General features: G+C 65.6%; 13 protein-coding genes and 1 riboswitch. Of the genes, 7 read left to right on the top strand and 6 right to left on the bottom strand.

The genetic code is table 11. From position 1 onward, the window contains the following. Positions 1-222: 222 nt before the first annotated feature. Genes QMX85_RS11240 through QMX85_RS11225 form a run of 4 tightly spaced genes read right to left on the bottom strand, consistent with a single transcriptional unit; the run spans position 223 to position 3,198 of the window. Positions 223-855 (bottom strand): urea amidolyase associated protein UAAP2, encoded by a 633-nt coding sequence (locus tag QMX85_RS11240; RefSeq protein ID WP_282340875.1) that lies wholly within the window; start codon positions 853-855, stop codon positions 223-225. A gap of 11 nt (positions 856-866) precedes the next feature. After that, a complete protein-coding gene (locus tag QMX85_RS11235; RefSeq protein ID WP_282340873.1) occupies positions 867-1,595 on the bottom strand; it encodes an urea amidolyase associated protein UAAP1 in 729 nt (242 codons plus the stop codon). Positions 1,596-1,600: 5 nt separating this feature from the next. Further along, the gene (locus QMX85_RS11230; RefSeq protein ID WP_090229908.1) at positions 1,601-2,386 is read right to left on the bottom strand and encodes an ABC transporter ATP-binding protein; all 786 of its coding nucleotides are present in this window, start codon (positions 2,384-2,386) and stop codon (positions 1,601-1,603) included. Next, entirely contained in the window at positions 2,383-3,198 is an 816-nt protein-coding gene (locus QMX85_RS11225; protein WP_282340871.1) for an ABC transporter permease subunit, read from the bottom strand. Before QMX85_RS11225 ends, QMX85_RS11230 begins: the two co-directional genes overlap by 4 nt. A gap of 217 nt (positions 3,199-3,415) precedes the next feature. Further along, positions 3,416-3,526: riboswitch (guanidine-I (ykkC/yxkD leader) on the bottom strand. Positions 3,527-3,860: 334 nt separating this feature from the next. Between QMX85_RS11225 and QMX85_RS11220 the strand changes: the two genes are divergently transcribed. The 4 genes from QMX85_RS11220 to QMX85_RS11205 all read left to right on the top strand — a co-directional run bounded on the left by QMX85_RS11220 (position 3,861) and on the right by QMX85_RS11205 (position 7,221). Next, positions 3,861-4,244 carry a hypothetical protein gene (locus QMX85_RS11220; RefSeq protein ID WP_282340869.1) on the top strand — a complete coding sequence of 128 codons (384 nt, stop codon included), beginning with the start codon at positions 3,861-3,863 and terminating at the stop codon, positions 4,242-4,244. Positions 4,245-4,433: 189 nt separating this feature from the next. After that, positions 4,434-5,138 (top strand): cysteine protease LapG, encoded by a 705-nt coding sequence (gene lapG / locus QMX85_RS11215; protein WP_282340867.1) that lies wholly within the window; start codon positions 4,434-4,436, stop codon positions 5,136-5,138. Positions 5,139-5,146: 8 nt separating this feature from the next. After that, positions 5,147-7,096, top strand: a complete 1,950-nt coding sequence (gene lapD / locus QMX85_RS11210; protein ID WP_282340865.1) for a cyclic di-GMP receptor LapD — start codon at positions 5,147-5,149, stop codon at positions 7,094-7,096. Further along, complete coding sequence (locus QMX85_RS11205; RefSeq protein WP_282340863.1) at positions 7,081-7,221, top strand: hypothetical protein; 141 nt, start codon at positions 7,081-7,083, stop codon at positions 7,219-7,221. The genes lapD and QMX85_RS11205 overlap by 16 nt, the downstream gene beginning before the upstream one ends. On the opposite strand, the gene QMX85_RS11200 is transcribed toward QMX85_RS11205, so the two are convergent. Together QMX85_RS11200 and QMX85_RS11195 are read right to left on the bottom strand one after the other, a co-directional pair. Beyond that, a complete protein-coding gene (locus QMX85_RS11200) occupies positions 7,193-7,531 on the bottom strand; it encodes a tryptophan synthase subunit beta (RefSeq protein ID WP_282340861.1) in 339 nt (112 codons plus the stop codon). The two genes, QMX85_RS11205 and QMX85_RS11200, sit on opposite strands and share 29 nt — an antisense overlap. Before the next feature lie 69 nt (positions 7,532-7,600). Beyond that, entirely contained in the window at positions 7,601-15,940 is an 8,340-nt protein-coding gene (locus tag QMX85_RS11195) for a retention module-containing protein (RefSeq protein ID WP_282340859.1), read from the bottom strand. A gap of 331 nt (positions 15,941-16,271) precedes the next feature. On the opposite strand from QMX85_RS11195, the gene QMX85_RS11190 reads away from it, so the two are divergent. From QMX85_RS11190 to QMX85_RS11180, 3 genes are all read left to right on the top strand, one after another. Continuing rightward, positions 16,272-17,630, top strand: a complete 1,359-nt coding sequence (locus QMX85_RS11190; RefSeq protein WP_282340857.1) for a TolC family outer membrane protein — start codon at positions 16,272-16,274, stop codon at positions 17,628-17,630. A gap of 159 nt (positions 17,631-17,789) precedes the next feature. Beyond that, positions 17,790-19,946: a type I secretion system permease/ATPase gene (locus tag QMX85_RS11185; protein ID WP_282340856.1), complete on the top strand. Its 2,157-nt coding sequence runs from the start codon at positions 17,790-17,792 to the stop codon at positions 19,944-19,946. After that, positions 19,936-21,309 carry an HlyD family type I secretion periplasmic adaptor subunit gene (locus tag QMX85_RS11180; protein ID WP_282340855.1) on the top strand — a complete coding sequence of 458 codons (1,374 nt, stop codon included), beginning with the start codon at positions 19,936-19,938 and terminating at the stop codon, positions 21,307-21,309. Before QMX85_RS11185 ends, QMX85_RS11180 begins: the two co-directional genes overlap by 11 nt. Positions 21,310-21,421: the final 112 nt, after the last annotated feature.

The raw sequence follows: 21,421 nt of genomic DNA, 5'->3' as shown, positions 1-21,421 counted from the left end.
TGTTCCCCATGAAGGGGCGGGGCGTCCCGCCGCTATTCGGTTGACACCACGGTCGTCCGTGGTGGGTGGTATCTCTGTATTTCCTCATCCCTTTCGGACGGTCAGGGCGTTGCGTATTCGGAGGCTGGGTCGGGCGAAGCAGTACCCAGCAGGACCGCCGTTGGAAAGCGATGGGTATCGCGGGCTCAACCCATCCTCCGGTTGTCCTTTCCAGACGTTGCGTCACTCCCAGACCAGCAGCTCGGCCGCCGTGGGGTTCCAGCCGTTGCACGGGTTGTTCAGCTGCGGGCAGTTGGAGATCAGCACGATCACGTCCATCTCGGCGCGCAGTTCGACGTATTTGCCCGGTGCGGAGATGCCGTCCTCGAAGGTCAGCCCGCCTTCCGGGGTCACCGGGACGTTCATGAAGAAGTTGATGTTCGGCGCGATGTCCGGCTTGCTCAGGCGGCCGTCGTGCAGGCTGGCGCGCAGGAAGTTGTCGCGGCAGCTGTGCATGTAGCGCTTGTTGAGGGCGTAGCGCACGGTGTTGCTTTCCTGCGCGCAGGCGCCGCCGAGGGTGTCGTGGCGGCCGCAGGTGTCGGCGACGATGGTCAGCATCGGGTTGCCGAGGTTGGACCAGAGCACCGTGCCGGTAGTGAGGTAGACGCGGTTCTGCTTGCGCAGCGTGCGCTGGGCGTCGTAGCGCTCGCGCGGGTTGCGCGCGCTGAAGAACAGCGTGTCGACCGCCTGGTTCCCTTCCAGGTCGTGGATGCGCAGGGTCTGCCCGGCTTTCAGCTCGGTCAGGCTCGGTTCGCCCGCCGGGATGTAGGTGCGGGTGGCGGCGTCGGAATGTTTTTCGCTGGTGGTCAGGGACATGGCGGCAGCCCTCAGAGGTACAGACGTTCGGTGTTGTGGAAGCCGCGGCCGTTTTCCGGGCGCGACGTGCGACAGAGCACGCTGATGCCATCGCTGGCGACCTGGCTCCAGCTCAGCTGGACTGGTTTGGGCGCGTACTCGGGGTTCGGGTCCATCGGATGTTGCAGGGCGGTGAGCACCGCCAGGCAGTCCATCGGCGCGTACAGCTCGATGTAGTCGCCGGCCTTGGAGTTCTCCGCCTCGAAATGGAAGTAGCCCTCGGCATCGACGCTGACCTTGCTGAACAGGTTGAGCACCATCAGCAGGTCGGCCAGGCCGAGGTTCCACTTGCCCATTTCCACCAGCAGGTTGTCCACGCCGTTGCGGAAGAAGCCGTTGCGCAGTTCCTGGTAACGGCCTTCGCCGTACTTCTCTTTCACCTCGGCGGCGTTGAGCAGGCCGCCGAAGCTGTCGTGCCAGCCGCAGGTATCGGCGGTGATCGCCGCCAGCACGCGGCCCATGTCCGAGTACAGGCAGTGGCCGGTGGTCAGTTTGGCGGTGTGCTGGCACTTGAGGGTGTCCGGCAGGTTCAGCCGTTCGCTCTTCTCGGCCGCGTTGAGCAGCATCAGGCTGACGTTGGCGCCGCCTTCGAGATCGGTGATGCGCAGCAGCTGGCCGCGCTTGAGCACGAAGGAGGTGTGGCCGCCGCCCGGAACGGTTTCCTGGTAGAGGGCGGGACGCAGGGGCAAGCTCGAAGTCATGGCGATTACCTCGGGATCAGGGCCGCGGCTGAAGCGCCGGGCGACGTGACCACTGCAGCCAGCGACACCGGTTCGCGGCGGCGGCTGAGCGGGATGTTGTAGGTGATGCGCGCGCCATAGGCGCCCGGTTCGTGCGGATCGACGCGCAGCTTGTCGAAGACCAGCACGCGGCTGGCCAGGCTGAAGCCTTCGTTGAGGTCGTGGGTGACCATGAACACGGTCAGCCGGGTTTCCTGCCAGAGCTCGCGCAACAGCGCGTGCATGTCCTTGCGGATGCCCGGATCGAGCGCGCCGAAAGGTTCGTCGAGGAGCAGCACGCGCGGTTTCATGATCAGCGCCTGGGCGATCGCCAGACGCTGCTGCATGCCGCCGGAGAGCTGCGCCGGGTACTTCTCCAGCGCATGCCCGAGGCCGACGCGCTGCAACAGCTGGCGCGCCTGTTCGCGGGCTTCGGCCTTGGCACTGCCGAGCAGGCGGCCGAGCAGGGGCGCGCGCGGCAGTTCAAGGCCGAGGGCGACGTTGTCCAGCACCGACAGGTGCGGGAACACCGAGTAGCGCTGGAAAACCACGCCGCGGCTGCTGTCCGGCTCATCCGCCAGGGGTTTGCCGTCGAGTAGGATTTCGCCACGCGAGGGCCGTTCCTGGCCGAGCAGCATGCGCAGGAAGGTCGACTTTCCGCAGCCGGAGGCGCCGACCAGGGAGCAGAACTCGCCTTCCTTGATGGTCAGGTTGATGCGCTCGAGCACGGTCTGGTCGCCGTACTGCTTCCACAGATTGCGTACTTCGATCATGCCCGGCCCCCTTCGTACCAGGGAAAGGCCAGTCGGGTGAGGTGCTTGAGGCCGAGGTCCATCAGCCAGGCGAGCAGGGTGATCCAGGCGACATAGGGCAGGATCACGTCCATCGCCAGGTAGCGGCGCACCAGGAAGATCCGGTAGCCGAGGCCATCGGTGGAGGCGATCGCCTCGGCCGCGATGAGGAACAGCCAGGCCGAGCCGAGCGCCAGGCGCAGGGCGATCAGCAGGCGCGGCAGCAACTGCGGCAGGATTATCCGGAGGATCAGCGTCCAGGTGGTGGCGCCCAGGGTCTGTGCCTTGACCAGCAGTTCGCTGGGGATCTCGCGGGCGCGCTGTTCGAGGTCCCGGGCCAGCACCGGGGCGACGCCGATCACGATCAGCATCACCTTGGACAGTTCGCCTAGGCCGAAGACGATGAACAGGATCGGCAGGATCGCCAGCGGCGGCACCATCGACAGCACGCCGATCAGTGGCGACAGCGGTGCGCCGAACAGCGGCAGGCTACCGGCGGCGATGCCCAGGCACAGGCCGACCAGCGCGGCGATGCCCAGGCCCATGCCGAGGCGTTGCAGGCTGGACAGGGTATCGCCCCAGAACAGGTAGTCGCCGGAGCGCTTGTCCGCTTCGAAAGCCAGCCGGTGGACGGCATCGACCATCTGCGCGGCGCTGGGCAGCAGCTTGTCGTTGGGGTTTTCCGCGAGCCTGTCCGCCGAGCCGATGAAGTACACCAGCAACACCAGGGCGAACGGCATGAGCACCAGGAGCAGCCGGCTGGGCCGATCCGGGTAGCGGTTGATCAGGCGCATGGGCGTGTCCTCGTGCGGGAAGCGGGGCGTCGTCGGGCGGGCGCGTGCATCAGCGCCTGCCGCCGTGGGTGGCGGAACGCAGCGCGATGTGAGCCGTGGCGCCCGGGTGCCGGGCAACGAGGAAGGCGATTGAGCGGGGATCGTGCATGTAACCTCCAGTTCGTTTCGGGGCGGGCAGGAGCTGCGCGATCTATCCCCTCAGCGTTGAGGGCGCGCGTTCTCCCGGGCTTTTATCCCGCCGTGTAACCTCGACTGGAGGTCGCCAACTCTCGGACCAGACACTCGTCGCACCCGAAGGTGGCGAGCCGGAACCCTAGTCGGCTATTTGCAAATTGTGGTGCCGTACCCGGTGTCCTGGGCAGCTCCTGCACTCCAAGGTCAAAGCGAATGACGTGCCAACCTGGGGGCGATCGGCACGGGCTGGGCGTTTCGCCGGGTTTCCACGGAACGGGCAGGTCGCCAGTCGTGCTCTCTAACGGTGCACGACATAACTGGAAATCAAGATTTTGCGCCGTCACACAGCAAAATCGCAGATTTGTTGTCCAATCTGGCAGGGAGTGAATCCCGGGTGTCGACGCCCGTCGACGCTTTCCCAGAATCGCCCGCGAATGCCGCCCCCGTGGTTCGTGAGCAGGTTCTCCAGCGGTCGCAGGAGGCCGCCCATGTCACTCAAAGCATTGCTGTTCGCCGTGATTGGTCTTTCGCTGGTCGGCTGCGCCTCGCCCTATGCCGACGCCGATGGCGTGCGTATCTACAGTGGCGGTGGCTACGGCGGCTACAACGTGCAGCGTTACGACTCCTACGAGTACTACCGGGCTACTCCCATCGAGCGTCGCTGGAACGATGGCCGCTATTACTACCGCGAGGATTTCCGCAACGATAATTACCGTTATCGTCAGGCACTGCCGCGCCACCATTACCGCCGGCCGCCACCGCCGCCGCGCTATTACCAGCCGCCGCGTCACTACGGTCCGCCTGGCTACGGCGGGCCGCGTCCGCACGGGCGCCCGCAGGGTGGGGCGATTCATGGCATGCCGCGCCGCTGACGGCGGCTGCGCCAGGTCGCGGGCGCAGCGGCGGCGCCTGCCTGCCACGGTGAGCAGTGCTCGCTGTGATTCTAGAGTGCCATTGTCTTTTCACCCGCCAGCCCGCACCATTCCTCCCCCATGAAGGCGTTCGCCCAGCGGCCATCGGTCGCTGGGCGAGCCAGCGTCACTTTTTCGGGAATCCAGGCTGTGTTCAAAGGCTCCGTCAGGTTCTGCGCATGGCGTCGGCGCTGTTCGCTGACGGCGCTGCTGTGTCTGCTGCTGGGCGTGTTGATCGGTTCGCTGCAGGCGGACTGGAATTTCTCCCTGATCACCGAACGCGCCGAGTCGCTGTACGGTCCGCTGGGTGCCGGGCGTGGACGGATCAACGCCTGGCAGCGTCTGCTCGAAGCGGAGGCCGGCAAGCCGGTGGATGAACAGATGCGCGAAGTGAACGACTTCTTCAACCGGTCGCTGGAGTTCACCGACGACCGCTCGCTGTGGAACACCGAGGACTACTGGGCAACGCCGGTCGAGGCGCTGCGGGTCGGAGGCGGCGATTGCGAGGATTTCGCCATCGCCAAGTACATGAGCCTGCGTCACCTGGGGATTCCCAGCGAGAAGCTGCGCATCACCTACGTCAAGGCGTTGAAGCTGAATCAGGCACACATGGTGCTGACTTATTACGAAACCCCCGAAGCGGTGCCCCTTGTGCTGGACAACCTGATCGACAGCATTCGGCCGGCGAGTCAACGCAAGGATCTGCTACCGGTCTATGCCTTCAACGCCGACGGTCTCTGGTTGCAGGGCGCCGCGGGCAACAAACGTGTCGGCGACGCCAAACGGCTGTCGCGCTGGCAGGACCTGCTGAAGAAGATGGAAGCCGAGGGTTTCCCCACGGACTTGCCCCAATAGGAGAAACGATGTCCCTGTTCAAACAGCTCTTGCTTGCCATCTGCCTGTTCCTGGTAGTGGCGTTCAGCGGAAGTTTCCTGGTTGGCTTGGAAAGCTCGCGCGAGCAGTACGTCAACCAGCTGCGTTCCCACGCGCAGGACGCCGCGACGGCTCTTGGCCTGTCGCTGACGCCGAACATCGATGATCCGGCAATGGTCGAGCTGATGGTCAGCTCCATCTTCGACAGCGGCTACTACGAGAGCATCCGCGTGGTCGACCTGGCCAGCGGCAACGTGATCGTCGAACGCAGCGGTACGCCGGACGTGCCCTCGGTGCCCGCCTGGTTCGTCAAGCTGATCGGCCTCGAACCGGCCGGCGGCGATGCAATCGTCAGCCGCGGCTGGGAGCAGGCGGCGCGGGTCGAGGTGGTCAGCCATCCGATGTTCGCCGTCGCCCGGCTGTGGCGCAACGCCCTCGGCAGCCTGGCCTGGCTGGCGGTCTGCGGCGTCGTCAGTTGCCTGCTCGGCGCGTTTCTCCTGCGCCGTCAGCTGCGCCCGCTCGACTACATGGTCGAACAGTCCCACGCCATCGCCCGTCGCGAATTCCTCAGCCTGCCGAACCTGCCGCGCACGCCGGAACTGCGCCGGGTCGTGCAGGCGATGAACCAGATGGTCGAGAAGCTCAAGACGCTGTTCCAGGAGCAGGCACTGCGCAGCGAGAAGCTGCGCGAGGAGGCTTACCAGGACAGCCTTACCGGTCTCGCCAACCGGCGTTACTTCGACATGCAGCTGCAGAGCCGCTTAGGCACCGAGGAGCAGGCCAGCCACGGCTACCTGCTGTTGCTGCGCGTAAACGACCTGGCCGGGCTGAACGCCCGTCTGGGCGGCCAGCGGACCGACCAGTTGCTGACGGCCATCGGCGAGCTGCTGCGCCATCCGATCGCGCCGACGCGCAGCGACGTGCTGATTGCCCGCACCCGCGGTGGTGAGTTCGCCTTGCTGATCCCCGGCCTGGTGCGCGAGGAGGCCGAGCAACTGGCGAGCAGCCTGGAGAGCGCGCTGGCCAGCCTGCATGCCACGGGCGTCACCGATGTGTTGCCGGTCGCCAGTATCGGGCTGGCTCCCTTCAGCCCGGGAATCTCGCCGGCCACGCTGTTGAACCAGGTGGACGAGGCGCTTACCCAGGCCGAAGGTCTGAGCGAGCGTTGCTGGGCCTGCGTGGAGCTCGCCGGCGAATCGCAGCCGGGCGACGAGACCCATACCTGGCATGCGCTGCTCGACCAGGCATTGCTGCACAAGCGCTTCCAGCTGTTCTTCCAGCCGGTGGTGGACAGTCACGAGACTGACCGCGTGCTCCATTACAAGGTGCTGTCGCGGTTGCAGGACGGTGAGGGTGCGCTGATTCCCGCGGGTCGCTTCCTGCCCTGGATCGAACGCTTCGGCTGGTCTGGCCGGCTCGACCTGGTGATGCTGGACTTGGTGCTGGCGCAAATGGCCACCCATGACAAATCGCTGGCCCTGAATCTCTCCGGCGCGACGCTGGAGGACTCGACGGCGCTCAATGCGGTGCTGGACAAACTGGCCCACCACAGCGCCTTCGGTTCACGCCTGACCCTGGAGCTGGAAGAGAACCGTCTGCCCGACCAGGCGGGCCTGGAGCGCCTGAACAAGCGCCTGCATGACCTGGGCTTCAACCTCAGCCTGCAACACTTCGGCGGACGCTTCAGCATGATTGGCAACCTGGCGCGCCTCGGCCTCGCCTGGCTGAAAGTGGATGGCAGCTACATCCGCCATATCGACCGGGAAAGCGACAAGCGCCTGTTCATCGAGGCCGTCCAGCGCGCCGCCAACAGCATCGACCTGCCCTTGATCGCCGAGCGCGTGGAAACCGAGGGGGAGCTGCAGGTGCTGCGCGAGATGGGCATCCAGGGCGTGAAGGGCCGCCTGTTCGGCGAGCCGGGGCCGTGGGTGAGCAACTGATCGCCGCCTGCCAGGCTGAAATGAAAAAGGACGCGACCGAGGTCGCGTCCTTTTTCATTGCGCTGGATGTCATGCCGTTCCGTCCGGCGGTGCCGTTCAGATCATCCCGTCTTCTTCTTCGTTGATCAGGCTGTTCAACCCGCCCAGGGCTTCACGCGCCTGGTTGCGGTTGAGCAGCTTGGCCTGCGCCGCGGCCGGCAGATCGGTGAGGCGAATGACGCCCTTGATCATCAGCAACTGCAACAGGTCGTCGAGCACCCGGATCATGTCCAGGTCGCTCTGCTTGAGTTGCAGCAGGCTGGTCTCCACCGACTGGTTGGAATACCAGGCCAGCACTTCCTGATCGTCCGCCGGAAGCGTCTCGGTTCTGCCAGGAAAATCGGCCGCCTCCACGCGAACCAGCTGTCCCTGCATGTCGCGTTGCACGTAAAGCATCGCTGATCCTCGTTATCGAACGGACGATCCCGACAGCACCCGCTGGGGTGCTGCCGGAGACCTCGCCGCTTAGTGGTCGACCTTCAGGTGTTCGCTTTGAATCAGCGAGCTGATGATCTGCGACGAGTTGGCGCCCAGGTTGCTGCTGCTCAGGTCAACCCCGTCGAGCTGGATGGTCAGGTCGGCCTTGCCGGTGTTGGCGGTGGCGCTGGCAGCGGTATCGAACTGGCCGGTGGTGCTGACCAGCAGCGTGCTGATGCCGTTCTGCGTGCTCATCTGCAGGAAGTGGTCGATGGAGTCCGTGGTCTCGCCCTGCAGCAGGTCGCGCAGGTCGATGCTGTCCTTCTGGCTCAGGCTGAAGTCCTTGATGATGTCGGCAGCCGGCGACCCGATGCTGCCGGCATCGCCGGATTTCCAGACGAAGGTGTCCGCACCGGCACCCCCCCACAGTACATCGTTGCCTTTCCCGCCGATGAGGATGTCGTTGCCGTCACCGCCATACAGCGTGTCGTTACCGTTGCCGCCTTCGAGGCGATCGTCGCCACCGTAGCCATACAGCGTGTCGTTGCCGTCTCCACCGCGCAGCAGGTCGGCCGCGGCGAGGGTGTCGGAGCCTTTCAGCGTGTCGTTGCCCGAGGTTCCGGTGCTGAGCACCGAGTTGCCGCTGGCCAGCGTCAGGTACTCGCTGGTGCTGGCGGAGTCGCCGTTGGGCAGGGTGCTGGTGGCGGTGAACACCAGGGTGCCGGATTCCGTACCCGTGTTGCTCAGGGTCAGCGAGCCCAGGGTCCAGCCGGTCAGGTCGACGTTGTCGTTGACCCCTGTCGATGTGTGGCTGTGGGTGCCGTCGCTGATGACGATGTCCTTGGCCAGACCGCTGACGGTGGTGGAGGTCACTCCGGCGCTTTCCGCCAGGCCCAGGCTGAGCTTGTCGGCGGCCGAACCCCAGGCGTTGGCGATGGCGGTGTGCTCGTAACCGTTCTCGACGTTGTGGATCGCCGCGATCTGGCCGGCGCTCAGCACGCCGCTGTAGATCCGCAGGTCGTCGAGGGCGGCTGTCAGGTACTTGGTGTCCGTCAAATCGGTCACGTTACTGCCGTTGAGGTCGAAGCGGTTGGTCGCGCCGATCGACAGCAACTGGTTGTACAGGCCGTTGAACGCCGAGTCGCTGGTCGATCCGCTCGCGTTGAGAACGCCGTCGATGTAGATGTCGACGGTCGATCCGCTGTGAGTGATCGCCACGTTGTGCCACTGGTTGTCGGTCACCGAGGTGGTGCTGTAGACGCCAGCGGCATTGCCGACCGCCAGCCCGATCTGGCCGGCGTTGTTGATCGCGCCCCACTGGATGTCGTTGCCGCCACCGTTGTGTTCGCTGCCGATGACGCTCGGCAGGTCCCAGGATCTTCCTGCGCCATCGTTGCCGCTGTCTGGCTGGGCAGCCGCCTTGATCCAGAAGGTGAGGGTGGCCGCGGCCCCCATCAGCGCATGGGTCGCGCTGGCGTCGAGGTTGATGCGGTCGCCGGTGTCGTTCAGCGAGATGTAGTTGCCGGCCCCCTCGGCGCGTGGCGTGGTGACGAAGGTCGGCAGGCCGGTCCCGCCCGCGCTGTCGCTGTCCGCCAGGGTGCCTTTGGCACCGGTGGACTGGTTGGTCGTGACGCTGCTGCCAGGCGCTTCATTGAAGGTCCAGAAGCCTTTCGGCGTGACGTTCAGCGTCGGGTTGACGGCATCGTTGGTCGACACCACGTCGAGGTTGACTGTAGCCGTTTCGCTCACGCCGCCGGAGGAGACGGTGTAGGTGAAGGTCGCGGCACCGTGGTAGTCGGCGGCCGGGGTGAAGGTCAGCTTGCCGTCGGCGCCGAGCTTCACGACCCCGTGCTCGACGCTCACGGTGCCGTCGCTGCCGAAGGCCTTCCCGTCGATGGCGGTGATGGTCTTCGCCGCCGTGCCGAAGGTATCGTTGGCCAGCACGTCGAGAGTGATCGGCGTGTCTTCCTTGACCGAGCCGGTGTCGTTGAAGGCATCGGTCGCGGCGGTGACGTAGAGCGTGACCTTCGCATCGGCGGTGGCGCCGTTGGCGTCCTGCACGGTGTAGGTGAAGGTCGCTTCGCCGTTGTAGTTGGCGGTCGGGGTGAAGGTGACGACCCCGTTGACCAGCGACACGCTGCCGTGCTCGGCGGATTGCACGCTCTTGAGGGTCAGCAGCGTACCGTCGACGTCCTTGTCGTTGGCCAGCAGCGAAGCGGCGCTGATGGCCAGGGGCGTGTCTTCGGCGGTCACCAGCGAGCTGGTGCCGCCGCTCGCGCCGAGTACGCTGTAAGCGCTGTCGGCAGCGCCGGCGGGTTTGCTTTCCACCTTGAGAATGGCGTCGCCGCCCTGATCCCAGTAGATGATCTCGACCTGGTGCGCGCCGCCGGTGGCGATGGTGTAGGGAACGGTGGAGGTGGTCACGCCCTGGCTGCGGATGCCGTCGAACTTGACCACGTCCTGCCCGTCGATGCGCAGGATGAAGCCATCGTCCGAGGTGACCTTGAAGTCGTAGCTGCCCGCCGCCAGGGTTACCTGGCCGCTCAGCTTGATGATCGCGTCAGAGGTATCGCCCGGGTCCTGCGACAGGCTGCCCTTGTCGTTGCCGAGGAACTGCTGCAGGTGGTCGGCGCGGCCGAGGTCCCCACCCACCGAGCCGTAGTTGATCGACGTGGCAGTGAAGGTGGCGTTCGGCGTCTTGCCGGCGATGAACCCTTCCACCTGGGCGATGCTGGTCAGGTTGGCGTTGGAGCCGCCCTGGGCATAGCCGAAGTACTGGCCGGTCAGGCCCAGGTTGTAATGGTCATCCACGGCAACCGGTGCATCGTTGGCGCCCAGCACGTTGACCGTGATGGTCTGCGTGGCGGTGCCACCGTGGCCGTCGGAAACCGTCGCCTGGAAGGTCTCCAGCTTGGACTCGCCCTCTTTCAACGCCTGCGTGGCCCCGGCGTTGTTGTCCAAGGTGTAGGTCCATACGCCGGCGCTGGTCATGGCGATGTTGCCGTAGGTGCCGGCGGTCGATGCCAGCGACCAGGACGCGCTGGCTCCTGCGTCGGCGTCGCTTGAGGCGAGGGTGCCGGAAACGCTGGGCTGGCCGTTTCCGTTGACGCCCGCTTCGGTTACCGAACCGGTAGCCGCGGCGGCGGCGGAGGTGATTACCGGGATGTCGTTCGCCCCGTTGAGGGTGATCGCGATGGTTCGGGTATCGATCGCACCATTCGGGTCGGTGACCGTTGCGGTGAAGTTTTCGGTGACCGATTGACCGGCGTTGAGCCCGTTGACCGCCGCGTCGTTCACCACGTAGGTGTAGTTGCCGTTGGCTTCGACGATCAGTTGCCCGTAGGTGCCCGAAGCGCTGCCGCTCCAGGTGAGCACGCTGTCATCGGCGTCGGTGGCCACCAGGGTGCCGGTGATGTTGGCGAAGTCGTCGGTAGCCGGCGTGTCGTTGATGGTGCTGGCATAGGTGCCGGTAGCCACGGGCGCATCGTTGGTGCCGATGATGGTGATGGTCGCCGTGGCGGTATCGGTACCGCCATGCCCGTCGCTGACGGTGTAGGTGAAGGTGTCGGTGGCTACCTGACCGGCTTTCAGCCCGTCGAACTTGCCGTTCGGGTCGTAGCTGAAGCTGCCGTTGGCGCTCGCGACAAGCAGCGCGCCGCTGGCGAGCGTGATCGCACCGCTGGTGAGGTTGCTGCCGTTGATCTGGGTGACGGTCAGCGTGTCGCCGTCGGCGTCGGTGTCATTGGCCAGCAGGTCGCGGCTGCCATCGGCAATCGACAGCGTGGCGTTCTCGTTGATCGTGTAGGCGGTGTTGGCGCTGGCAGGGCCGGTTCCCTTGAAGCCGGTGAGGTAGTAGTCGGAGCCGTCCCCGCTCCGGTTGACGGTATCCACGGATTCGAAGCGGATGCTGTCGAAGACCAGATCACCGGTATCGATCTGCACGGTCGTAGTGCCGCCAGTCGCGGCGCTGAAGGTGCCGCTGGCGACTACCGAGCCGTTGTACAGGGCGACCCATTGACCAATCTCGCCGCCGTTCTCGTTGGCGATCAGGTGGCTGACGGTGAACTCGGCCTGGTTGAGGTTGCCGTTGAAGTTCAGTTCGACGGATTCGCTCTTGTCGGTAGCCCGGTCGTATTCGATCTGGTTGGCGACGGCGGTGGAATCACGCGGCGTGCCGGCCACGCCGAGCGCGTTGCGATCACCGTCCACATTCCCCGCGTAGAGGGTGCCGGGAGTGCCGTCGGCGTTTAGCGCGACCGGCGTGATGCCCAGCCCCTTGCTGTCCAGAGCATCCCAATGGGAGGCGCTGGTGCCGCCGGCCAGTTGACCGAGGGCGACGCTGTAGGCCGCGCCGCTCGGGTCGTCCACGGCATCCGGGTTGTCGTTGACGGGGGTCGCACCGAGGGTGACGGTGCCGGTGACGGTGGCCGTGCCATCGTTGACGCTGTAGGTGAAGTTGCCGACCGCTTGACCGCTGGTGTAGTCGGCCGGCCCGTTGTACTTCAGGCCCTGCAGTTCGGCGCTGGTCAGCGTCTGGCCGTTGGTGACCGCGGTGCCGTCGGCCAGGGTGACGCTGCCCAGGGTGGGCAGTCCGGTGACGGTGATGCTCAGCGCATCGCCGTCGACGTCGGTGGGCGCCTGGAGGCCCAGCGGAGTACCCACGCTTCCTTCCGCCACGGTCAGCGTATTGCTGCTGACGACGGGCAGGTCGTTGGTGCCGGTGACGGTGACGACGATGTCGTGCGGGGTGCCGTCGGCGCTGAGCACGGTGAAGGTTTCGGTCTTCACTTCGCCGGCCTTGAGGTACTGCACATCGGCGTTGGCGACGTTGTAGGTCCAGACGCCGGCGCTGGTGATGCTCAGGCTGCCAAGCGCGCCATTGCTGGCGGTGATGCCGGTGGTCTGGAAGCTGGCCTCGCCGCTGCCGTCTAGCCCGGTGTCCGGGTCGGTGATGGCCAGGGTGCCGCTGTCGGTCAGGGTCGGATTGCTGGCGTCTTCGGTCACCGCGCCACGGTCGTCGCCAGCGATGGTCGCGCCATCGTTGGTGCCGGTGATGGTGACGACGATATCGTGCGGCGTGCCGTCGGCGCTGCGCACGGTGAAGGTTTCGGTCTTCACTTCGCCGGCCTTGAGGTACTGCACGTCGGCGTTGGCGACGCTGTAGGTCCAGGCGCCGGCGGCTGTGATGCTCAGGCTGCCCAGCGCGCCGTTGCTGGCGGTGATGCCGGTGGTCTGGAACACCGACTGGCCTGCATCGGCGTCGGCAATGGTGAGGGTGCCTGCGTCGGTCAGGACGGGATTGGCGGCGTCTTCGACGACGGCGCTCGCATCGTCGCCCGCGATGAGCGGGGCATCGTTGGTGCCGATGATGGTGATGGTTGCGGTGGCGGTATCCGTGCCGCCGTGGCCGTCGGAGATCGTGTAGGTGAAGGTGTCCTTGCCGACTTGCCCGGCGGTCAGGGCGTCGAACTTGCCGTTCGGGTCGTAGCTGAAGCTGCCGTCGGCATTCACCGTGAGCAGCGCGCCGCTGGCGAGGGTGACGGTGCCGCTCAACGGCTGGCCGTTCACCGCGGTCACGGCGATGGCATCCCCATCGGCGTCGCTGTCGTTGGCGAGCAGGCTGGTGCTGCCATTGGCAATAGCGAGCGTCCCGTTTTCGCTGAGGGTGTACGGGCTGTTGAGCGCCGCGCTGCCGCTGCCGGAGAAGCCGGCAAGGAAGTAGTCGGAGCCGTCGCCGCCGCCAGCGGCGGTGTCCAGAGACTCGAAGCGGATGCTGTCGAAGGCCTTGCCGCCGGTGTCGATGCCGAACGTCGCGTAGCCGGTGGTGTTCGTCGGGTCCAGCTGGAAGGTCCCGCTGGCGACTTCCGCACCGTTGTACATCGCGACCCAGCGGCCGACTTCGCCGCCGTTTTCATCACCGATCAGGTGGGCGACGGTGAACTGCGCCTTGTCCAGGTTGCCGCTGAAGTTCAGCACGATCGCTTCGGACTTGCCGGTGGTGGGGTCGAATTCGGTTTGCGGGGCCACCTGGCTGCCCGGACGGGTGGTGCCATCGACGCCGATGGCGTTGGCGTTGCCATCCCAGCCGCCCTGGTAGAGCGTGCCGGTGCTGCCGTCGGCATTCAGCGCAACGACCGAGGTCGGGTTGCCTTTGCTGTCGACTTCGTTCCAACGGTTGTTGCCGTAGTCGTAGCCGGTGCCGGCCGAGCTGAGATTGCGGTCCCCCAGCGTGACCGTGTAGGGCGTACCGGAAATATCGTCGACGGCGTCCGGTGGGGTGTTGATGACGATCGCACTGTCGCTGCCCGGTGCCGACTGGTTGCCGGCGAGGTCGGTCTGGGTCGCTACGACGGTCAGCGAGCCGCCGAGCGGCGGTGCGTTTTCGGTGAAGGTGATGGTGCCGTTGTCGTAATTGAAGCCACTGAGCGGGTTGCCCTGGGCGTCGGTGAACTGGGCGGTGCCGTTGTCGAGGCTGAGATTGACGGTGCCCGACGTGTTGCCATTGGTGATCTCGAGCGTCACGGAGCCACCGGCCACCAGCTCGGCGTTGCTGACCTGCACGCTGACCTGAACGCCGTCGTTGCCGATCTCGCCGACCGTGAGCTGCCCGTCGTCCGGGTTGTTGTCATCGACGATGACGACCGTGGGCGCCGACGGCGCGGTGGTGTCGAGCACGGCGCTGTCGGTGGCCGGCGCGGAGACGTTGCCCGCCGCGTCGGTGACCGTCGCGGTGACGACCAGCTCGGCACCTTCCGGCGGACGGGGCACGGTGGTTTCCACCGAGCCCGCCGCGATCTGGTCGGCGGTGAGGATGATGTCCTGGCTGTTGACGCCGTCGGTAACGGTCAGCGTGTCGCCGGCTACCGCGGTTGCCGGCAGACCCACGGTGACCGCGACGGTGGTGCTGTTGCCCAGCTCGCCGTTGCTCAGGAACGCGTCGTTGTTGACGTCACTGGTGATGACGATGGTCGGTGCATCGGTCGGCGTGGCGTCCAGCGCGGCATCGTCGTTGGCCTGCGCCGGGTTGCCGGCGGCGTCGGTGACGCTGGCATTCACGGTCAGCGGACCGTCGCTCAGGCTGCTCAGGTCGACGTTGGTGCTGTAGCTGCCGTCCGGGTTGGTGGTCGCGGTGACGGTGATGTCCGGCGTGTTCGGGTCGTTGTCGCTGATCACCAGGGTGACAGTGCGACCGCCGCCCACATCGGAGGTGCCGGTGATGGGGGCATCGCCGACGTTCGAGGCATTCAGGTCGTCGAGGCTGACGGTGAGGTTGGCGATGGTGTCCAGGTTGGCGTCGTCGACCGCCTGGGCCGGGTTGCCGGCGGCGTCGGTGACACTGGCATTCACGGTCAGCGGACCGTCGCTGAGGCTGCTGAGGTCGGCCGTGGTGCTGTAGCTGCCGTCGGGGTTGGTGACTGCGGTGACGGTGATGTCCGGCGTGCTCGGGTCGCTGTCGCTGATCACCAGCGTCACGGTGCGCCCGCCGCCGACGTCGGAAGTACCGCTCAGCGCGGCATTGGCCACGGTGGCGCCGTTGAGGTCGTCGAGGGTGACGGTGAGATTGGCCTCGGTATCGACGGTATACGGTCGATCGGTAGTCGCGCTGGCGACGTTACCGGCCTCGTCGCTGCTGGTGACGGTTGCGATAACGTTGTTGTTCGCCGCCAGGTTGCTGCTGCTGACGTCGATGCTGAAGCCCAGATTGCCGTTGGCCAACTGAATCACGTTGCCGTTGTAGACCACGCCGCCGATGTTCAGCGTGATGGCGTCGCCGACCCGCACGTCGCCACCCACGGTGCCGGTGAGAGTAATGGTGCCGCTGTTGGCTTCGGCGCGGTTGATCACGTCGTCCGAGGTGATCGGGTCGAGGGCGATGGAGACGGTCGGAGGAATCAGGTCCTGCGGCAGCTGAGTCTCACCGATGAAGGTGTCGTCGGCAGCGATCGCGAAGCCATCGGTGGAGGTGGGATAGCCGATGGTGGGCTGAACGCTACCCGCCGTGGCGTCGAGGACCACGAAACTGTGCCCGCCACCGGCATTTCCTGTGCCGGTACCCGCAGCGGTCGGGCCTGCTGCGGTGGGCTCGAAGGCTTGCGTCGGGTCAGCGCCGGCAGCGATGGCTTGCTGAAGGTCTGCGACCGACTGTTCGGTGGCGGCGACATCCTCGGTGTACTCGGAGCCCGTCTGCTCGCTCCACTGGGTATCACGGCCCAGATCGAGCATCCGTCCATCGCTCATTTCCAGCGTGATCATCCCGGACGTGCCGGTCAGCACCTGGTCGTCCTGGAATATGCGGTCACCCTCCACGAGCAGGCGGCTGAGGCCCTCGGGAGATACCGCAAAGACCTGGCCGACAACACTTTTGACGATCGCGATCACGCTGCTCATGACTAAGGTAACTCCCGATTATTTTAAACCGAACGCTTCGATGCTTCCGGCATCGAAGAGTGCCCGCAGAACAATAAAAAGATGGACAAAATACGCTGTGTCAAGTATCTGGCATGGCATCCGCCTGCCGGGAAAAATCGCCAATGTCTTGACCAATCGAGGCCTATCCTAAAGAATCTGCTACATCATGTCACTTTGATATTAATTGCACTTCTTGATCGACCGTTTCAAGCCCTGTAGGCCCTCCGAAAGTTGGGTAGAAAAGGTGTACGAAGGAATGGTTTTTTGGCTCCGCGATGCGCGCCGTCACCGTCAAACAAGGAAATCATAAATGCGTCTTCCCTATTTAGCTCTGCTCCCACTTTCCCTGGCGATCACTGTTCACGCCCAGGCTCAGACACTGACGGAAGCCGTCCAGCAAGCCATCGAGAATCACCCGGAAGTACAGGCAGGCATCAACGGCCGTCTGGCGGCTGATTATCAATTGAAAGCGGCTCGTGGTGCATACCTGCCGTCGGTCGACATCCTCGCCGGCATCGGCCGCGAAGGCACCGATAACACCACCACCCGTTTCAACAGCAACGACAACGATCATTACCGCACCTTGACCCGCGGTGAATCCTCCATTCGTCTGCAACAGATGATCTACGACGGGTCCGCCACCCGTGAAGAGGTCGGCCGGCAGACCGCCATCGTCAATTCCCGCGCCTACGGCTTGCTCGCCACCTCCGAGCGCACTGCGCTGGACGCCATCCAGGTGTACCTGGAAGTGCTGCGTCGCGAGGAACTGGTTCGTCTGGCGGAGGACAATTTCAAGAACCACCAGCGCATCTATGACCAGATCAGCCTGCGCAGCCAGCGTGGCGTCGGCAGCACCGCCGACCGTGACCAGGCCGACGCACGTCTGGCCCTGGCGCGTAACAACCTGATCACCGAGCAGACCAACCTGGCCGATGCGCGGGTCAACTACTACAGCGTCATCGGCAGCGAGCCGACCGATCTGAGCATGCCCAACAGCCTCAACGGCCTGCTCCCGGCGACCCTCGCCGAAGCCAAGCAGCAGATGGTCGCGACCAACCCGAGCCTGCGTTCGGCCGAGTCCGACGTGGCCGCCACCGAAAGCCAGTACGCCGCCGCCAAGTCGGCCTTCCTGCCACGCGTCGACGCCGAGGTTTCGCAGAGCTTCGACAACAACATCGACGGCATCGAAGGTCACTCCAACGAATGGCAGGCGATGCTGCGCATGCGCTACAACCTGTATTCGGGTGGCAGCAACAAGGCCACACTGGAAGCCCGCAGCTACCAGATCAACGAAGCGCTGGACATTCGCAACAATGCCCTGCGCCAGCTCAACGAAGAACTCGGCCTGGCCTGGAACGCCCTCGAAAACGCCCGCACGCAGAAGCCGATCGCCGAGGACAACGTCGGTTTCAGCAAGCGTGTGCGTGAGGCCTACCAGAAGCAGTTCGGTCTTGGCGAGCGCACCCTGCTCGACCTGCTGGACAGCGAGAACGAACTGTTCACCGCGCAACGCCGCCTCTCCGACGTCAACTTCATCGAGCTGATGACCCAGTACCGCATCAAGGCGACCATGGGTGACCTGCTGAAGAGCCAGGGCGTGGTCGCGCCGATGGCCTCGACCGCGATGTCCGACGTCAAGACCAAGGTCCAGCTGCCAGGCCTGAACTGATGCACCGCAGTCCCCGCCGTCCGGCGGGGACTGTCCGGCTAGGCCGGATTTCGTCGTTCCGCTCTGGTGCGGGCCGGCGAAATGCTGGAGCATGCGGCCCGGCCGCGACCTTCGGTGGTTGTCGGACTTTCCTTTCCTCCGTCACGAGAGTGTTCCCGCGTGGTGTCCCAAGCCAGTCAAGCGCAGCCCGGAGGCGATCCGCGTAGCCGCTACGACGACCCTCTGCTCGATAGTCTGTTGTCTCTGTGCACGCTCCATCAGCGGCCCGCCAGCCGTGCGATCCTGACGGCGGGCCTGCCGTTGCCGGATCAGCGCCTGAGCGCCGACCTGCTGCCGCGCGCCGCCGCACGGGTGGGGCTGCAGGGCCGATTGCTGCGTCGCAGCCTGGGGCAGATCCCGCAGCTCGCGCTGCCGGCGTTGCTGCTGCTCAAGGAAGGCCGTTCGGCGATCCTGCTGGGTCGCGACGAGCAGGGCCGCTATCGGCTGATGCTCAGCGAGAGCGAGGGAGGCGAGGCGGTCGTGGATGCCGAACAGCTCGCCGCCGACTACAGCGGCGAGGTGTTCTTCGCACAGCCGCGGCACAAGTACGACCTCAACCACGGCAACCTCGTGCCGCGTGCGCGCGCCTGGTTCCGCGACACCCTCCGGCGCTCCCGCTGGCTGTATGTCGATGCCATCGCCGCCAGTTTCCTGATCAACCTGATCGGTCTGTTCGCGCCGCTGTTCGTGATGAACGTCTACGACCGCGTGGTGCCGAACCAGGCCGCGTCGACGCTCTGGGTGCTGGCGATCGGCATTTCCGGGGCCTACCTGTTCGACCTGCTGCTCAAGACCATGCGCGGCCTGTGCCTGGATCTGGCCGGCAAGAAGACCGACATGATCATCTCGGCGACGCTGTTCGAGCGCATTGCCGGCATGGCCATGCGCATGCGCCCAGCGCGGGTCGGCAGTTTCGCGCAGAACATCCACGAGTTTCAGACGCTGCGCGACTTCCTCGCCTCGCTGACCATGACCAGCGTGATCGACATGCCGTTCACCCTGCTGGTATTGGCGGTGATCGCCATTCTCGGCGGGCACCTGGTGTGGATTCCGCTGCTGGCGTTCCCGCTGGCGCTGGCGATCGGCTGGGTCCTGCAGCGTTCGCTGGCGGAAACCCTCAACCGAACCATGGCGCTGTCCGCCGAGCGTCAGTCGAGCCTGATCGAGACCCTTTCCGGGCTCGATGCGATCAAGGCGAACAACGCCGAGAGCGAGCGCCAGTATCAGTGGGAGCAGACCATCGGCACCCTCGGCCGGCTCGAGCTGCGGGCGAAGATGCTCTCCAGCCTGGCGCTGAACATCACCCAGCTGATCCTGCAACTGGCCGGTGTGGCGATGATCGTGCTGGGTGTCTACCTGATCATCGACGGCAAGCTGAGCATGGGCGGGCTGATCGCCTGCTATATGCTCAACGGTCGCGCCATGGCGCCGCTGGGGCAGCTCTCCGGGCTGCTCACGCGCTACCAGCAGGCGCGTCTGACAATGGTCAACATCGACCAGATGATGGAGCTGCCGCAGGAACGCAAGGAGAACCAGCGCCCGCTGGTCCGCCAGTCGCTGCAGGGCGCCATCGAGTGCCGTGGCCTGGAATTCCACTACCCGAACCAGCAGAACGCCGCGCTCAGCGGGGTCAACCTGATCGTTCGTCCCGGCGAGAAGATCGGCATCATCGGTCGCAGCGGCTCCGGCAAGAGTTCGCTGGCCAAGCTGCTGATCGGCCTCTACGAGCCGGACGCCGGCAGCCTGCTGGTGGACGGCGTGGACGTTCGTCAGCTCGATGTCAGCGACCTGCGCCACAACATCGGCTATGTCCCGCAGGACATCCAGCTGCTCAGCGGCAGCCTGCGCGACAACCTGGTGTCCGGTGCGCGCTACGTGGAGGACGAGCGTGTCCTGCGCGCGGCCGAGCTGGCCGGTGTGCATGAGTTCGCCCGCCTGCATCCGGAAGGCTACGAGCTGCAGGTGGGCGAGCGCGGCCATCAGTTGTCCGGTGGTCAACGGCAGAACGTGGCCCTGGCCCGCGCACTGCTGCTCGACCCGCCGATCCTGCTGCTCGACGAACCGACCAGCGCCATGGACAACCCCGGCGAGGAGCGGCTCAAGCAGCGTCTCGCCGCGGTGATCCAGAACAAGACCCTGCTGCTGGTCACGCACCGCTCCTCGATGCTCAGCCTGGTGGACCGGCTGATCATCGTCGACAAGGGCCAGATCATCGCCGACGGACCCAAGGAAGCAGTGATGGAAGCCTTGAAGAAGGGGCAGATCAATGTCGCCTGATTCGCGTAGACAGGGGCTGTTCAGCGCCCTGCGTGGTTACTTCAACGGCGGTGATTCGCTGGCCGGGCAACCGGTGCCGGAGGTCGACAAGGCGCTGGTGGAGGATGCCCCGCGGGTCGTCCGGCTGACCATCTGGGTGCTGGTCGGGTTTTTCGTCTTCGCCCTGTTCTGGGCGCATTTCGCAGTGGTCGACGAGGTCACCCGCGGCGACGGCAAGGCCATTCCGTCCTCCAAGCTGCAGAAGATCCAGAACCTCGAGGGTGGCATCGTCGCCGAGCTGTTCGTCCGCGAAGGGCAGATCGTCGAAGCCGGCGCGCCATTGCTGCGCCTGGACGACACCCGCTTCACCTCCAACGTCGGCGAAACCGAGGCCGATCGCCTGGCGATGCAGGCCCGTGTCGAACGCCTGCAGGCGGAAGTCGACGGCACCGAGCTGGAACTCTCGCCCGATCTGGTCAAGGCCGCTCCAGGTCTTGCGCAGAGCGAGCTGGCGCTGTTCAAGAGCCGCCAGCAGCAACTCAAGGATGAAATCGGCGGCCTCGAGGAGCAACTGGTCCAGCGTCAGCAGGAACTGCGCGAGTTCGGCTCCAAGCGCAGCCAGTACGCACGCAGCCTGGAACTGCTCAGCCAGGAAATCCGCATGTCCGAGCCGCTGGTGGCGGAAGGTGCGATTTCCCAGGTCGAGGTGCTGCGCCTGCGCCGCGCCGAGATCGAGAACCGCGGGCAGATGGAGGCCACCGACCTGGCCATTCCGCGCGCCCAAGCGGCGATCAAGGAAGTCCAACGCAAGATCGACGAGACCCGCGGGCGTTTTCGCAGCGAAGCCCTTGGCAACCTCAACGAGGCGCGCACCGACCTGAGCAAGGCGCAGGCGACCGGCAAGGCGCTGGAGGACCGCGTCAGTCGCACGCTGGTGACCTCGCCCGTGCGTGGCATCGTCAAGCAGATGCTGGTCAACACCATCGGCGGGGTGATCCAGCCGGGCAGCGATCTGGTGGAAATCGTGCCGCTGGATGACAACCTGCTGGTCGAGGCGCGCATCCGTCCGCAGGACATCGCCTTCCTGCATCCGGGGCAGAAGGCGGTGGTCAAGTTCACCGCCTACGACTACACGATCTACGGCGGCCTGCAGGCCAAGCTGGAACAGATCGGCGCGGACACGGTAACGGATGAGGACGGCAACAGCTTCTACCTGATCCAGTTGCGCACGGACAGGAGCCACCTGGGTTCCGACGAGGCGCCGCTGCTGATCATCCCCGGCATGGTCGCCTCTGTGGACATCATGACCGGCAAGAAGAGCATCCTCAGCTACCTGCTCAAGCCGATCCTCCGCGCCCGCGCCGAAGCGTTGCGCGAGCGCTGAGTTCTGGCCTTCCGCCTTCGACGCCGTCGATAGGCGGCTGCCCCGCCGCCGCGGCGCGGCGGCCCGGGCCCCCCCCGGGCCCGAGCCCCAATCCGCCCCCCGCGGCGCGCCC

The sequence above is a fragment of the Pseudomonas sp. PS02288 genome, assembly GCF_029959715.1.
Lineage (GTDB): Bacteria > Pseudomonadota > Gammaproteobacteria > Pseudomonadales > Pseudomonadaceae > Pseudomonas_O > Pseudomonas_O kuykendallii.
The sequence above is the reverse complement of the archived record's forward strand: the minus strand, read 5'-3'. Positions and strand labels throughout refer to the sequence as shown.